Here is a 15,009-nt window from a genome sequence, read left to right on the forward strand (position 1 = left end):
TGATCTGAAGCGCCATACACAGCCGCGCCTACATGTACGCGTAATGCACCACGTGGAAAAACACCGGGGCGGCGAAGCACACCGAATCCAGTCGATCGAGGATGCCGCCGTGGCCCTCGATCATGTTGCCCCAGTCCTTGGCGCCGAGGCTGCGTTTGACCGCCGAGAGGGCGAGTCCGCCAAGAAAGCCGGCGAGTACGATGATCAGCGACATGCCGGCCGATTCCAGCGGGGTGAACGGGGTGATCCACCATAATCCGGTGCCGATGAGGGTGGCTGAAAGGCCGCCACCGACCAGCCCTTCGACCGTCTTTGATGGACTGACCGTGGGTGCCACCTTGTGCTTGCCGAACAACTTGCCGAACACGTATTGCAAAACATCGCTGATCTGCACGACCAGCAGCAGGTACAGCATCAGCAGCAGGCTCTGGCCCTCGTAGCCGGGGATATGCAGCAACAGAACCGCTGGCGCATAACTCACGCAATACACCGTCAGCATCAGCCCCCACTGGATCTTGGTGGTGCGTTCGAGAAAGCTCTCGGTGTCGCCAACCAGCGCGGTGATCGCCGGCAGCAGGAGGAATCCGTAGACCGGGATGAAGATTGCGAACAGGCCATACCAGTCGATGCCAATCAGCCAGTACTGCAGGGGGATCGCCACATAGAAACAGAGCACCAGCGGCAGGTGATCACCGCGTCGCGTTGGCGTGAGGGTGATGAATTCGCGCAGCGCAAATACCGAAGCCAGTGCGAAAAACACCAACGTGGTCAGCCGGCCGAGAACGAAGCAGGCGCATAGCAGCGCTGCCATCCACCACCAGGCGCCGATGCGCGCGTTGAGATTGGCGACCACCTCGCGGCTACTGTCGGTGCGCGCACGTCGCGCCAGCCACCAGCCGATCGCGCTGGCCAACACCAGCAGGGCGAGTACGCCAGCCATCACCATCCAGAACTTGTCGTGCATGCTCATGCCAGCTCCACCACCGCCGCGTGGGCGCGTTGCAGAAAAGTATCCTTGTCCTCGCCCGGCTCCAGCTGCAGGGCGCGACCAAAGCGCACGCTGCAGGTCAGCGGCACCGGAAGCCAGCTGCCCTTGGGCATCGAGCGATGCAAGGTATCCAGATAAACCGCTACCAGCTCGGCGTCGGGGAAACGCTGCGCAAGGTGATACAGGCCGGACTTGAACGGCACCGGCAGCGGCTGCTGACTGCGCGTGCCTTCGGGGAAGATGATCAGTGAATCTCCGGCATCGAGCGCGTCGCACAGGGGTTGCAGCGGATCGCCCGCGCTCTGGCTGCGCTCGCGCTCGATATAGACCGCGCGAAAGCCATGATCGGCGATGAAGCCGCGAATTCCGCCGTGGCCCCAGTAGTCGCACGCGGCGACCGGGCGGGTGCTCGCACGCAATGCGGGTGGCAGGGCGGCCCATAACGCCAGTGTGTCCAGATGGCTGGAATGATTGGCGAAATAGATTCGCTGCACGGGCTCCGGCTTGCTGCCGATCCAGCGCCCGTGCGCGCCGACCAGGAGGCGCACCAGCACTACCAGAATGCGCGAGGTGATCATGTGCGCTGCACATGCAGGCGTGCCGCGATTGCGCGCGTTCGCGTGATGCAGGTCAGCGCCGATCCGATGGCGATGATCGCGCCCGTGCCAATCAGGATCTGCTGCTGCCAGGGCATTGCCACGGCGGCGACGACCAGGGCGATACCCATCAACCACATGCGATGTGGCTTGGCCATCGGACCGCGAAAATCCTGCTCCTGCCCGAGCGCACCACCGAGTGTACGGATGTATGCAGTCAGTGCAGCGAGCAGGGCACATAGCCAGCCCAGCCACGGCATGCCAACGGCGTAGCCGAGTGCGACCAGGAACAGCGAATCGGCGAGGCGGTCGGGCAGCTCGTTGTAGAGCGGACCGGTGACGGTTCCACGCCCGCCCTCGACCGCGACCATGCCGTCGAACAGATTGCACAGCAAGCGCAGCAGGATGCTTGCCGCGCACAGCAACATGCCGAGACGGCCCGGCCAGACCAGCAAGGCGGCGCTGCCGGCGAGCGCGAACAGCACACTGATACAGGAAATCTGGTTGGGCGTGATCGTGCTGTCGGCAAGTGCGGCAGCAATACGTTTCGCCCATTTGCTACTGCGCACCGCGATCGGTCGACGGTTGTTGTCTTGCATCCCGCGCCACTCCCTGAGAGGCGGCCATCTTATCGAATCGCGATGGCGGAATTGCGCCGCAGCAAGTGTGCGTTTCTCTTGGGGTCGTGACTGATGGCAGGTGGGAGGCGAGCGTTTACTTGACAGGGATGCTGCGCGGTCAGGCGGCGAGGACATCGAGAGCAAAGTCACTGGAGCCCTGCCTGCGTGACGGCGACAAAGGAGTGGTGCTCGGCATTTCATTCCGGCGCCCGAAAAACAAGCCGGGCGCCGCTCAGGCCGAGTGATGAGAGGCTTCGGTTCTCAGCCAGCCATCGCCTGCAGCATCAATCCGGTCAGCCACGCGCAGTAGGTGCCCAGCGCGTAGCCGAGCACGGCCATGAGCACGCCAACCGGGGCCAGACTTGGATGGAAGGCGCTGGCGACGACTGGTGCACTGGCAGCGCCGCCGATATTGGCTTGCGAGCCGACGGCCATGAAAAACAGCGGTGCGCGAATCAGCTTGGCGATACCGAGCATGACCAGGGCATGGACCGAGATCCAGCAGAATCCGAGCGCGAACAGGCGCGGTCGATCGAACAGGGCGCCGATATCCATGTGCATGCCGATGGTTGCAACCAGCACATACAGCGCCGCCGAACCGATTCTTGATGCGCCGGCACCTTCGAGTCGGCGTGCACGGGTGAAGCTCAAGGCCAGCCCGATCGTGGTGGCGATCACCACCACCCAGAAGAAACCCGAGGTCAGGCTGTAGCGCGCGAGTACGGGCGCCGTCTCGCCGATCCATGCAGCAAGCGGCTTGCCGATGGCGTGCGACACACCCATTGCGCCGAGTCCGATCGCGAGAATCACCATGACGTCGTTCAAAGCCGGCATGCGTGCATGCTCGGCGTTGAAACTCTCGATCCGACGTTTCATGTCATCGATCGCGCTGGTGTCGGCGCCGGTCCATCGATCAAAGGCTTCGGCGCGTCCGGCGAGGAAAAGGATCACCGCCATCCAGACGTTGGCGACCAGCACATCCACGGCAATGAATTGTCCGAACAGATTACTGTCGACCGCGAACACTTCCTTCATCGCGGCCTGGTTGGCGCCGCCGCCGATCCAGCTTCCGGCCACCGTGGTCATGCCACGCCAGGTGTCGCCGGCCACCGTCTGTGGCGAAATGATCTCGAACACGCCGAATGCGAACACCGCACCGAACATCACGCCAAGGGTGCCGACGAGAAACATGATGATCGCCTTCGGCCCCATGCGGCGGATGCCCTCGAAATCAATCGACAGGGTCAGCAAGACCAGGGCAACTGGCAGCAGATAGTCACGTGCCATCGGATACAGGCCGCTGGCGTTGCCATCAATCAGGCCGGTGCTGTTGAAAATGGCCGGGATGAAATAGCAAAGCAGCAGCGCCGGCACATAGGTATAGAAGCGTTTGAAGAAGCCAGTCGGGCGCGCGGCGGTCCAGAACACCAGACCAAGTGAGACTGCCAGTAGGCCCATGACCACGGTGTCATCGGTGATCAGCGCGGTCGAGATTTCAATTTCCTGCATTCTGTTGTTCAGTTCCAGTCGAAGAGGAATAGCTGGGAGTCCGATCCTCGCACATTGTCATCAACAGGATCACTGAATAGGCGGTGGGAATTTCAGCTCGATGAAGCGTTCAAGCGTTGTGGGTCTCTGGTCTATCGTCAGCGTGCCTCGCCTATACTTCGCCGATTCCGGCTGCGGATTTACCCACACGACGCGGTGAATGGCAGAGTGCGCCGATCAGGATTCCCCGCAGTCGGCGTGCAAGAATCCTGCAGACTCCGGAACCTGTTGGCTCGAAGGACACTGCGATGCGAGTTCTTGTACTCAGAGCGCGATCAGCCCCGACCGACAGTCACAGCCTGCTGGCGGCGGTTGGCAAAGAGGCGCACACGGAAATCCTCGCCCACACCTTGATGAACGCGATGTTCGTGGCGCAATCGCATCGTGCCGACGTCGTGGTGTACCTCGTGCTCGAAAGCACCGCCGACTTCTCGCGAACGATCCGTTTCAGTGCCAATGACATGCGCGATATCGGCGGCTTTCACGAACAGGCCTTGCTCGGCAAGATTGCCAGGGCACTGGATGCCTCGAAGGGAATGGGCAAGGAAGAGAGTCGCCTTGTCGAGCCAGGCATCACCGTGCGCACGATCAGCTTCGAGAAACTCGTGGCTGAGTTGGCCATGGATCATCAATTGTTTGTCATGGACAAGAAGGGCGAGTCGATTCGCGACATGAGGTTTTCCGGCACCCCGTGTTTCCTGCTCACCGACCACATACCGATGCCGAAGAAAAGCTTCAACAGCCTGGAACGGCTCGGTGCAAAGAAAATCAGCCTCGGAACGCGAATGCTGTTTGCATCGCAGTGCGTTGTCCTCATTCACCATGAGCTGGATCTTCGCGGACCCCAATAAGGGGACGGAGGAATTATCCGTTTGAAAGATCGGACGGCTTGCAGCCGAAGTCTTTCGAAATTTTCGTTGGCGGACTCCACGGCACATCGCACCTGTTCCGAACGCAGCCGGCGAGTTGGTCGGCGTTGCCCGCAAGCGGTGCGACCGGGTCGATCCTGGCCAGCATCTGGGATACCGTGGTCACGCAAACACTGCACAGAGCGCGAACAAGAGGCCTGAGGGATGGATACCAATAACCGCAAGATTGATGCGTTGCGTGCGCGCATCCCCTCGTTTACCTGCATTGTCGGCTGCCATGATTGCTGCGGGCCGGTTACCGGCTCATCCGAGGAAATGGCCAGGCTGCCGGTCAAGACTGAAGCCGAACATGCCGCTGCACTGGCCGAACTGAGCTGCCCGCATCTCGGCACACACGGCTGCGAGGTCTATGCCGAGCGCCCCCTGATCTGCCGGCTCTTCGGCACGACGCCGCGCTTGCTGTGTCCGAACGGTCAACGGCCGGTGTACATGATCGATACGCGGACCGAAGAGGAGATCCACGCGTTTCTGGCGAGTACGCGGCAGGTGCTGGTTTGATCATCAGCTGTCGCGTTTTCGATCGGGATTCATTGCCGGTTTCGGCGTCGCGCCCGGGTCTGTCGAGGACGAGGTTCGGGTTGCGTTCGATCGTGCCTGGGCGGCAAGCCAGACGTCGCCGCTGACCGCTGCAGGCGGCCTGACTGCATGCCGCCGAGCGAGCCGCGTATAGTCGCGCAATGTCAGGATCTCCAGACAAATCCGATTCGAATGCCGACAGGCCGAGTCGCGCGCGCGCGCCGGCAAAGAAAGTCCAGGCCGGGATCAAGCCGCTGCGCAGCGTTGGCAAAAAGCAGGTGCTTGGCTGGAAGGAGTCGGTCTTGCTGTCGACACTCGGCGGCATCCGCCTGCTTGCCAAGCTTGATACCGGGGCGCGCACCTCAGCCTTGCATGCGGTCGATATCATCTACATCAAACATCGCTCGGCGATCTGGGTAGAATTCGATCTGCCCGATATCGACCAATCCAGAACCCACCGCTTTCGCCTGCCGCTGGCTGAACACCGGTCGGTGAAAAGTTCGATCGGCAGCAGCCAGATCCGTCCGGTCATCCTGCTTGAGCTGAGCATGGCCGGGCAGACCTGGTCAACCGAAGTGACCCTGACAGATCGCTCGGACATGGAGTTGCCGATGCTGATCGGTCGTTCCGCGCTGAAGGGGCGATTTGTTGTTGATCCTGCGCGAACGCGTCTGGCCGGACATCCCGCTGCCGCGCTGGCGCCTCGTCCCGTTACAAGAAAATCAAAATCCAGATAGCGCACGACAGATGAATTACGGAGAACCCCGATGAAGATCCTGATGCTTGCGCGCAATGCCAACCTGTATTCGCACAAGCGCCTCGTTGAAGCTGCACAGGCCAGGGGTCATACCCTTGATATCGTCAATACCTTGCGCTGCTACATGAACATCACCTCGCACCGCCCCGAGGTCTACTACAACACGCAGAAACTGACCGGTTATGACGCGGTGATTCCGCGCATCGGCGCCTCGATCACGTTCTATGGCCTGGCCGTGCTGCGCCAGTTCGAGATGATGGGTGTGTACCCGCTCAACGAGTCGGTCAGCATCGGTCGCGCACGGGACAAGTTGCGCTCGATGCAATTGCTCGCGCGTGATGGCATCGGCTTGCCGGTGACCGCGTTCGCGCACGATCCCAAGCAGACCGAGGAAGTGCTGAATGTGGTCGGCAATGCGCCGGTCGTGATCAAGCTGCTCGAGGGCACCCAGGGAATCGGTGTGGTCCTTGCCGATACCCAGCGTTCGGCGAAGTCGATTGTCGAGGCCTTCCGCGGTGCGCACGTCAATATTCTCGTCCAGGAGTTCATCAAGGAAGCTGGTGGCGAGGACATCCGCGCCTTCGTCATCGGCGGCAAGGTCGTCGCGGCGATGCGGCGCACCGGTGCCGAGGGTGAGTTCCGCTCGAACCTGCATCGCGGTGGCACCGCGAAGACGATCAAGATCACCGCCGAGGAACGTTCCACGGCCATTCGCGCGGCCAAGGCGATGGGTCTGAATGTCTGCGGCGTGGACATGCTCCGCTCCAATCACGGTCCGGTGGTCATGGAGGTCAATTCCTCGCCGGGCCTGGAAGGCGTGGAGAAGGCAACCGGCATCGACGTCGCCGGCCTGATCATCGATTTCATCGAGCGCAACGCCAAACCCGGCAAGAACAGGACCAAGGGACGCGGATGAGCGCGCCGGCGCGTAGAAGCGGATCCGCGAAAGCGGCTGGCCAGGCGAAGAAGTCCGCGCGCCCCGCCTTCGAGATCGGCGAACACCGCATCGCGCCGGGCACCCGGGCGACCATTGAACTGCCGGTTGGCGTGCTCGCCAATCACATCCCGGTGAACCTGCCGGTGCATGTCATCCATGGGCGCAAGCCGGGGCCGGTGATCTTTCTCTCGGCGGCCGTGCATGGCGACGAAATTATCGGCGTCGAGATCATCCGTCGGGTCCTGCGCAGCAGCGGCTTGAACCGCATTGCCGGCACCGTGCTGGCGATTCCGATCGTCAACGTGTTCGGTTTCCTCAACCAGTCGCGCTACCTGCCCGACCGGCGTGACCTCAATCGCTGCTTTCCGGGATCGGGCCGCGGCTCGCTGGCCGCACAACTGGCTGACTTGTTCCTCAATGAAGTGGTCAAGCGTTGCGAGTTCGGTATCGATCTGCATAGCGCGGCGGTGCACCGCATGAACCTGCCGCAGATCCGCATCAGTCCGGACAGCTCGCCGCGCGTGATCGATCTGGCGCGCGCGTTTGCCGCGCCGATCACGCTGACTTCGAGCGTGCGCGAAGGCTCGCTGCGCGCCGCCGCCCAGTCGCTCGGTGTCGAGACCCTGCTTTACGAGGCTGGCGAGGCGCTGCGCTTCGATGAGCTGCCGGTCCGCGCCGGCGTGCGCGGTATCCTCGGCGTCCTTCAGGCCCTGCACATGCTGCCGGCGCGCAACCCGGCAGAGAAGCGCCGCAAGCCGCTGGAGACCTCGGCGAGTCGCTGGGTGCGGGCACCTTGCGGCGGCATCCTGCGCATGTTCAAGACGCTCGGTGCGGCGGTCGAGAAAGGCGAGCGGCTTGGCGTGGTTTCCGATCCGTTCGGCGATGTCGAAATGGACGTGCTGGCCAGCGTCGACGGTCTGATCATCGGCTGTACGATGCTGCCAATCGTCAACAGCGGCGACGCGCTGATGAACATCGCCCACATGCACGATCCGGGCGTAGCCGAAGAACACGTCGAAAACGTCCACGGCGCGCTCGAAGCCGATCCACTGCTTGTCGACGACGAAGGGTCCTGACATTGCTACAGCGTGCGCGCAGGCGCCGGACCTTTCATGAGGCCAGATCGTCCTCATCTCCCTGATTCCCGCAACCGTGACCTGGCCGAACTAGATGATCGCGCACAAATCTCCACCGGCGACGGCTGGCGGCAACCCGATCCGCGGCATTCGTGGCACGTTTCAGTACAGCCGTCGCGCGGTGGAGCTGGTCTGGAGCACGAGCCGCCCGCTGACCATTGCCCTGGCGCTGCTCACCCTGAGCGCCGGATTGTTGCCGGCCGGCATCGCCTGGGTCGGCGCGCATATCGTCGATGCGGTGGTCTCGGCGGCACAGGCCGTACACGGCAACGGCGAGGAACATCTGACCCGGGTGTTCTGGCTGGTCGCCTTTGAAGGTCTGCTGGTTACCTTGATGGCCGCCGCCCAGCGCGGCATTTCGTTCTGCCAATCCCTGTTGCGCGCGCAGCTCGGGCAGCGCGTCAACGAAATGATCCTGGACAAGGCGCTGACCCTCGATCTGGCCCATTTCGAGGATTCAGAGTTTTACGACAAGCTCACGCGCGCGCGCCGCGAGGCATCGAGTCGGCCGCTGTCGCTGGTCAATCGCACTTTCGGACTGGCCCAGAACCTGATTGCCCTGGCCAGCTATGCCGCCTTGCTGATCAGCTTTTCGCCGTGGGCGATGTTGATCCTGGTATTGGCCGGCCTGCCGGCGTTTATCGCCGAGACCCGGTTCTCCGGCGAAGCCTTCACGCTGTTTCGCTGGCGCTCGCCGGAAACACGCAAGCAGATGTATCTGGAGACTGTTCTCGCGCGTGAGGATGGGGCCAAGGAAGTCAAACTGTTTGGCCTCGGCCCGCTGCTGCTTGATCGCTACCGCGCCATTTTCCACAAACTCTACAGCGCCGATCGCGCGCTGACCCTGCGTCGCGACAGTTGGGGCCTCGGCCTCGGCCTGATCGGTACGCTGACGCTCTACGGCGCCTACGCCTGGATTGCCTTCACCACAGTCATGGGGCGCATCACCCTCGGCCAGATGACCATGTATTTCATGCTGTTTCGCCAGGGCCAGTCGGCGGTCTCGGCGATCCTGTCCTCGATTGGCGGCATGTACGAAGACAACCTCTACCTGTCGACTCTCTATGAGTATCTGGAAACGCCGGTGCGTGCGCCCACGGGTACGGCGTTGGTGGGTACCGATCCCAGCGACGGCATCCGTTTCGAAAATGTCAGCTTCACCTATCCCGGTGCCGATTCGCCGACCCTGCACGACATCAGCCTGCATATCCGACCCGGCGAATCGCTGGCTCTGGTTGGTCAGAATGGTTCCGGCAAGACCACCTTGATCAAGCTGCTGACGCGGCTCTACGCGCCGGATAGTGGGCGCATCCTGCTTGATGGCGTTGATCTGGTCGACTGGGACGAGAACGCACTGCGCCGGCGCATCGGCGTGATCTTTCAGGATTTTGCACGCTACCAGATGCGGGTCGGTGAAAACATCGGTGCCGGCGACGTCAATCACTTCGAAGACGAAGCCCGCTGGCGCGAAGCCAGCGCAAAAGGCATGGCCGACGAATTCATCGAAGGCCTGCCTGGCGGCTACAACACCCAGCTCGGCAAGTGGTTCAACGATGGCCGTGAACTGTCCGGCGGCCAATGGCAGAAGATCGCCCTGGCGCGTGCCTTCATGCGCTCACAGGCCGACATCCTCGTCCTCGACGAACCGACGGCGGCAATGGATGCCGAAGCTGAGGCGACCATCTTCGAGCACTTCCGCGCGCTGTCGAAAAATCGCATTGTGATCCTGATCTCGCACCGCTTCTCGACGGTACGCATGGCCGACCAGATCATCGTCATTCAGGACGGCTGCATCATCGAGCACGGCAACCACCAGCAACTCGTGGCGCAGGAAGGCCATTACGCGCATCTGTTCTCGCTGCAGGCGAAGGGCTACCAGTAGCCGGTTTCTGCCGGGTCGACGGAACCGGGCGCATCGTTTGTTGTCGCAGTCCGCACCCGCGCGAACCTTCGCTGCACGCGGTGCGTTGGCGTTCGACTCAGCAGTCGCAAGCTCAGGCAAAAACCGGCGGAGGGCGATATCCCTGCGGGAGCGTGCCCGGCATGCGCGTGTTGATCGTTGAAGATGATCCGGTGATTGCCAATTTCGTCAGCAAGGGCTTGCGTGAAGCCGGTCACAATGCCGACGCGCTGGCCAGCGGCGTCGATGGCCTGCATCGGGCGCAGCATGAAAGCTACGATGCGATCGTGCTCGATCGCATGTTGCCTGGCCTCGATGGCATCGAGATCGTGCGCCGATTGCGTGCGGACGGAAACCGCATTCCCGTGCTGATGCTTTCATCGCTGGCCGAGGTTGAACAACGCGTCGAAGGCCTGCGCCATGGCGCGGACGACTACCTGGCCAAGCCGTTCGCATTTGTCGAAGTGCTGGCGCGGCTCGAAGCCCTGCTGCGCCGGCAATCGGGCAGCGCCGCGGAAGTGACGCGCCTGCGCGTTGCCGATCTGGAAATGGATCTGCTCAAGCGCCGTGTGCGCCGTGGTGGACAGCTGATCGAGCTGCAACCGCGCGAGTTCCGCCTGCTCGAATACCTGATGCGCCACGCCGATCAGGTGGTGACCCGGACCATGTTGCTGGAGGCGGTCTGGGACTATCACTTCGATCCGCAGACCAATGTCATCGACGTGCATATCTCGCGCCTGCGACAGAAGCTCGACCGTGATCGCGACACCGCCCTGCTGCACACGGTGCGTGGCTCTGGCTACCTGCTCGGTCTCAGAAGCTGACCAGCGAGATTGCAGCATGCGCGCGCGCTTTCATTCCGGTCTGCATCGAATCGTTCTGATCTACGGCTGCCTGTTGCTGATCGCATTTGGCGTGGTCGGCGCAGTCAGTTTCTGGGCTTTCGATCACCTGCTGGAGCGGGATATCGAGCAGGCGGTCACCCTTGAATACCAGGCCTTGATGGAGGTGTATCGCAGCGATGGCCGCAGCGGCTTGATACGCACGATCGCCGAGCGCAGTCAGTCGCCGAACAACCGGGATGCGGTGTACTTGCTGATTGCGCCGAGCGGCAAGGTGCTTGCCGGTCGGCGCAAGGAACTGACCGTCAAGCTGCCCAGCCGAGGTGGCTGGATCCGCTATCCCTCACGGGATGCGCCAGAAAGCGACGAGGTGCTCGCCTTTGCCCATCAGCTGCGCGGAGGGGGCTGGCTCGTGACCGGCAGGACCACCGGTGCCCAGGAGCGTTTGCGCGAGCTGATCACGCGCCTCGGTGCGGTCAGCCTTGCCCTGCTGGCCTTGCTCTCGGTGTTGCTTGGCTGGTTGTTGCGACGCTCGATCAACCGTTCGTTGCTGGCTTCCCTGGATACCGTTGACCGCGTTGCTACAGGACACCTCGACGAACGCGTGCCCGAGCGCCCCGGCAATGATGGCTTTGCGCGACTTGGACGCACCCTCAACCGCATGCTCGACCGCATCCAGGATCTGGTCGGCGGCATCCAGCACTCAACCGACGCGATTGCCCATGATCTGCGCACGCCCTTGATGCGCCTGAAGGCGCGGCTCGAAGCGATCGAAGCGGATAGCGCGGGGGAGGCTTCACAGCGCAATCTGGATGCCGCGATCGCCGAAATCGATCAGCTGGTCGCCACCTTCAACAGCCTGTTGCGGCTGGCCCGTATCGAAGCCACTCAGACCGCACCGATGGAGGCGATTGCTCTCGATGCAGTGGTCAATGACGCGGCTGAGCTCTGGCAGGCGCTGGCCGAAACGAAGTCGCAACATCTGCTCATGCGCGTGGCCCGCGCAAGTATCGTCGGTGATCGCGATCTGCTGTTTCAGATGGTCTCGAACCTGCTCGACAATGCGATCAAGTACGCCGGCGAGGACAGCGACATTTCGGTAACGCTGACCCGCGAGGGCGACGAGGCGGTGCTCGTGATCAGCGATCAGGGGCCCGGCATCGCCGATGACCAGCGCGAGCGTGTGTTTGATCGTTTCGTTCGCCTCGAACAGCATCGCGGCACGGTCGGCAGCGGGCTCGGCTTGAGTGTCGTGCGCGCGATCGCGATTCGCCACGGTGCCGACCTGCGCCTTGAGTCGGCCCGGCCCGGGCTTCGCGTGCGGCTCGCGTTTGCGTTGCCTCAACATTAAAAAGATTTAATGAAGCGGAAAGGCGGGTGAAATCGGCAGCGGAGCATTCTGCACTCACCGGCCAACCACCGGGGTCCGAACAGACAACCCACAATGGAAGCAATGCCATGAAGATTACCAGCACCCTCGCAGCCCTTGCCTTCGGCCTTGTCAGCGCCGCTGCATTCGCCGCCACCCCGACCACGACTCCGGCAACTCCGGCCAATGCGCCAGCGAAGCACGCGCAAACCCGCGCGCATCATTGCGCCAAGGGCGAAGTGGTCAAGAACGGCAAGTGCGTCGCCAAGAACTGATTGTTCTTTCTCCCCACGATCATGGCGCCGGGTCTGACTCGGCGCCTTTTTTTATCTGCATTCAGGGTGCCTTTTCGCCAGCGCCTGGTTCCGGAGCATGTATCCGGCGCGTGCGCGCGGAGGAAAAGTTTGTAGACTCCACTGACATCCGTTGATGATCGGGGAGTGGCGATGAAAAAGATTCTGCTGGCACTGATGATCGGCTTGCTGATCTGCGCGGGGGCGGCAGCGCAATCGCCTGGCGATTGGGTACTCGGCAATTGGCATGGGGGCGGCTACTGGTTTCCCGGTGTCGTGCAAAGCCGTAGCGGCAACAAGGTCACCATCATCTACGATGACGGCACCCGCGAGACGGTCTCCTCAAAGCAGGTCCGTCCGTACACCTGGGGGCTTGGAACGCGAGTTCAGTGCCGCTGGTCCGGAGGCGCCGACTGGTATGACGGTCAGATCACCGGGATCAGCAAGGATGGCAACAAGCTCGACATCAAGTACGACGATGGCGATCGAGAACGCCTCAGTACGGGAGCCTGTCGATCCAAATAGTCCGCGAACTGCCACGGACACGCGGCCCGCAAAGTGCGGACCGCGTGAAATTGAGCGCAGCGCGATCAGGGCGCTTTGGCCGGGCCGTCACCCTTCAGGTACGTGTCGAGGAAGACCAGAATCTTGCCGTAGCCTTCGATCTGGTTTTTCTTCTTGCTGAAGCCGTGCCCCTCGTCGTCGAAGACAACATATTCGACCGGCACATTGTTCTTGCGCACGGCGGCAACGATGTCATCGGATTCGGCGAGGATCACGCGCGGATCATTCTTTCCCTGCAGCACCATCAGCGGTTTGGTGATCTTGTCAGCGTGGAACAACGGCGAAATCGCGATGAGCATGTCGCGCTGAGTTTCAGGGTTGCCGATCTCCTGATACAGCGCCTCGCGGAAACTCTCCCAGTACGGCGGGATGCTCTCCAGCGTGCGCAACCAGTTGCTGACCCCGAACAGGTCGACGCCAACCTTGAATTCCTCGGGATGGAAGGCCAGCGCGGCCAGGGTCATGTAGCCGCCATAGCTGCCGCCGATGATGCCGATGCGCTCGCCATCGACATAGTCGAGTGACTGCAGGTAGGTCTTCGCCTCGACGCAATCCTGCAACGGTTCGTGGCCGTGCTTCTGGTCGTCGGCGGCGAAGAAGGTCTTGCCGTAGCCGGAACTGCCGCGATTGTTGATGCCGAGCACGACATAGCCATTGTTGGCGAGGAACTGGGCAATGGTGTTGTAGCCACGCGTGGTCTGCCCACCGGGGCCGCCATGGACCAGAACCAGAGCCGGCAGTTTGTTGCTGGCGGTGGCCTGATGCGGTTTCCACAAGATGTTCGGGATCTCCATACCGTCGAAGCTCTTGAAGCGCACGACGCTGGAGTCGACCAACTCATCGGCATTGATCTTCGGGCTCAACGAAGTGGTCAGGCGCTTGGCCTCGGGCGCGCCGAAAGTCAGCGTATAGAGTTCGTTCGGCTGGCGATCACCGTTGACATAGAAGGCCATGCTGTTTTCCGAACGCGCGATCGACACGCCACGAATCTCGCCGGCCGGCAGTTCGGGCAGGTTGATGGGCTGCTTGCTGGCCGTATCGGTGATGCTGACTTCGGTGCTGCCATCGACATTGGTGCCGACGACGAGATACTTGCCATTTTGGGAATAGCGCGCATAGACGATATCCCACGCTGCGGACTGCACATCCTCGTGCTTGCCATCGGCGATCACATAGCGACGCAGACGCTTGAACTCGCTGCCCTCATCGCTGAGATAGAGCAGATTGGCCGAATCGGCTGAAAAGGTCTCGGCCGAATAACTCGCATTGCCGGTGTGCGGGGTGAGGTCGATGGTCTTGCCGCTGTTGCGGTCGTGCAGAAACAGGTTGTTGTCGTTGGTCGTGCGCGTCTTCGACAACGCCAACCAGCGCTCGTCGGGCGAGAGCGCGCCTATTTCATAGCCCTCCTTGTTTTCGAAAAGGCGGCTGCGCTGGTAGGTCTTTGCGTCATAGCGATAGAGGTCGAAGAACTTCTCGTCTCGTTCGTTGGTGCCGACATAAAAAGCGGTGCCGTCCGGGTTGAAGTCGAGGAATTGAGCCTTGAGGTTTTCTCCGGGGGTCAGATCCTTCTCGCTGCCATCGGCTTCGATGACATAGAGATGGTTGAGCTCGTTGCCGCCCTGGTCGCGAGTGACCAGTTTGCGATCATCGGCCGGGAACCAGGCTTGCGAGAAGGTGTTGTCGGTGGTCGAGGTGGTAACTGGCGTCCACTCACCGCCGCTGGTCGGCATCGTGTAGGCATTCCAGACACCGGATTTGTTCGACGAGAACAGGATCCGGCTTTCATCCGGCGAGAATGACGCACCGGCAACACCGGTTGTGTCGATGAAATCCTCGATCGGATGCTGCTTGACCGGCTGCACAACTTCGGCCGCTGGCGTGGTCGACGGTGTGTCGGCAACCGACGTCGGTGATTCGGGCGCGGGGCTGCAGGCGGCGAGCGCGAGCAGAGACAGCAGGATCAGGGTTCGGCAATGCATGGGAGACTCCCCATCTCTATTCAGGAAGATGGACG

The 15,009-nt window shown here is 61.9% G+C and carries 15 protein-coding genes; 10 read left to right on the forward strand and 5 right to left on the reverse strand.

Going from position 1 to position 15,009, the window contains the following annotated elements:
- Positions 1-28: 28 nt before the first annotated feature.
- The 4 genes from VFN25_RS09570 to VFN25_RS09585 form a co-directional block, all read right to left on the reverse strand.
- Complete coding sequence (locus tag VFN25_RS09570; protein WP_414648923.1) at positions 29-970, reverse strand: phosphatidate cytidylyltransferase; 942 nt, start codon at positions 968-970, stop codon at positions 29-31.
- Entirely contained in the window at positions 967-1,566 is a 600-nt protein-coding gene (locus tag VFN25_RS09575; RefSeq protein WP_325141249.1) for a lysophospholipid acyltransferase family protein, read from the reverse strand. Before VFN25_RS09575 ends, VFN25_RS09570 begins: the two co-directional genes overlap by 4 nt.
- Positions 1,563-2,183, reverse strand: a complete 621-nt coding sequence (locus tag VFN25_RS09580; RefSeq protein ID WP_325141251.1) for a CDP-alcohol phosphatidyltransferase family protein — start codon at positions 2,181-2,183, stop codon at positions 1,563-1,565. Before VFN25_RS09580 ends, VFN25_RS09575 begins: the two co-directional genes overlap by 4 nt.
- A gap of 282 nt (positions 2,184-2,465) precedes the next feature.
- Positions 2,466-3,713 carry a DUF819 domain-containing protein gene (locus VFN25_RS09585; RefSeq protein WP_325141253.1) on the reverse strand — a complete coding sequence of 416 codons (1,248 nt, stop codon included), beginning with the start codon at positions 3,711-3,713 and terminating at the stop codon, positions 2,466-2,468.
- 287 nt (positions 3,714-4,000) lie between these two features.
- Here VFN25_RS09585 and trmY point away from each other — a divergent pair, with 287 nt between their 5' ends.
- From trmY to VFN25_RS09635, 10 genes are all read left to right on the forward strand, one after another.
- Positions 4,001-4,603 (forward strand): tRNA (pseudouridine(54)-N(1))-methyltransferase TrmY, encoded by a 603-nt coding sequence (gene trmY, locus VFN25_RS09590; RefSeq protein WP_325141255.1) that lies wholly within the window; start codon positions 4,001-4,003, stop codon positions 4,601-4,603.
- Between the two features lie 222 nt (positions 4,604-4,825).
- Positions 4,826-5,179 (forward strand): YkgJ family cysteine cluster protein, encoded by a 354-nt coding sequence (locus VFN25_RS09595; protein WP_325141257.1) that lies wholly within the window; start codon positions 4,826-4,828, stop codon positions 5,177-5,179.
- A 179-nt stretch (positions 5,180-5,358) separates the two neighbouring features.
- Positions 5,359-5,934 (forward strand): ATP-dependent zinc protease, encoded by a 576-nt coding sequence (locus VFN25_RS09600; RefSeq protein ID WP_325141259.1) that lies wholly within the window; start codon positions 5,359-5,361, stop codon positions 5,932-5,934.
- 30 nt (positions 5,935-5,964) lie between these two features.
- Positions 5,965-6,870 (forward strand): 30S ribosomal protein S6--L-glutamate ligase, encoded by a 906-nt coding sequence (rimK, locus tag VFN25_RS09605; RefSeq protein ID WP_325141261.1) that lies wholly within the window; start codon positions 5,965-5,967, stop codon positions 6,868-6,870.
- A complete protein-coding gene (locus VFN25_RS09610; RefSeq protein WP_325141263.1) occupies positions 6,867-7,967 on the forward strand; it encodes a succinylglutamate desuccinylase/aspartoacylase family protein in 1,101 nt (366 codons plus the stop codon). The genes rimK and VFN25_RS09610 overlap by 4 nt, the downstream gene beginning before the upstream one ends.
- Positions 7,968-8,061: 94 nt before the next feature.
- A complete protein-coding gene (locus tag VFN25_RS09615) occupies positions 8,062-9,909 on the forward strand; it encodes an ABC transporter ATP-binding protein (RefSeq protein ID WP_325141265.1) in 1,848 nt (615 codons plus the stop codon).
- 161 nt (positions 9,910-10,070) lie between these two features.
- Positions 10,071-10,751 carry a response regulator transcription factor gene (locus tag VFN25_RS09620; RefSeq protein WP_325141268.1) on the forward strand — a complete coding sequence of 227 codons (681 nt, stop codon included), beginning with the start codon at positions 10,071-10,073 and terminating at the stop codon, positions 10,749-10,751.
- Between the two features lie 16 nt (positions 10,752-10,767).
- On the forward strand, positions 10,768-12,120 hold the full coding sequence (locus VFN25_RS09625) for a sensor histidine kinase (protein ID WP_325141270.1): 1,353 nt from the start codon (positions 10,768-10,770) through the stop codon (positions 12,118-12,120).
- Positions 12,121-12,227: 107 nt separating this feature from the next.
- Positions 12,228-12,413, forward strand: coding sequence for a hypothetical protein (locus VFN25_RS09630; protein WP_325141272.1), 186 nt, complete (start codon positions 12,228-12,230; stop codon positions 12,411-12,413).
- Positions 12,414-12,584: 171 nt separating this feature from the next.
- On the forward strand, positions 12,585-12,956 hold the full coding sequence (locus tag VFN25_RS09635; RefSeq protein WP_325141275.1) for a tudor domain-containing protein: 372 nt from the start codon (positions 12,585-12,587) through the stop codon (positions 12,954-12,956).
- Between the two features lie 65 nt (positions 12,957-13,021).
- Here VFN25_RS09635 and VFN25_RS09640 read toward each other — a convergent pair whose 3' ends face one another.
- Complete coding sequence (locus VFN25_RS09640; protein ID WP_325141277.1) at positions 13,022-14,974, reverse strand: S9 family peptidase; 1,953 nt, start codon at positions 14,972-14,974, stop codon at positions 13,022-13,024.
- Between the last annotated feature and the right edge of the window lie 35 nt (positions 14,975-15,009).

It is taken from the genome of Dokdonella sp. (assembly GCF_035703485.1).
GTDB lineage: Bacteria > Pseudomonadota > Gammaproteobacteria > Xanthomonadales > Rhodanobacteraceae > Dokdonella.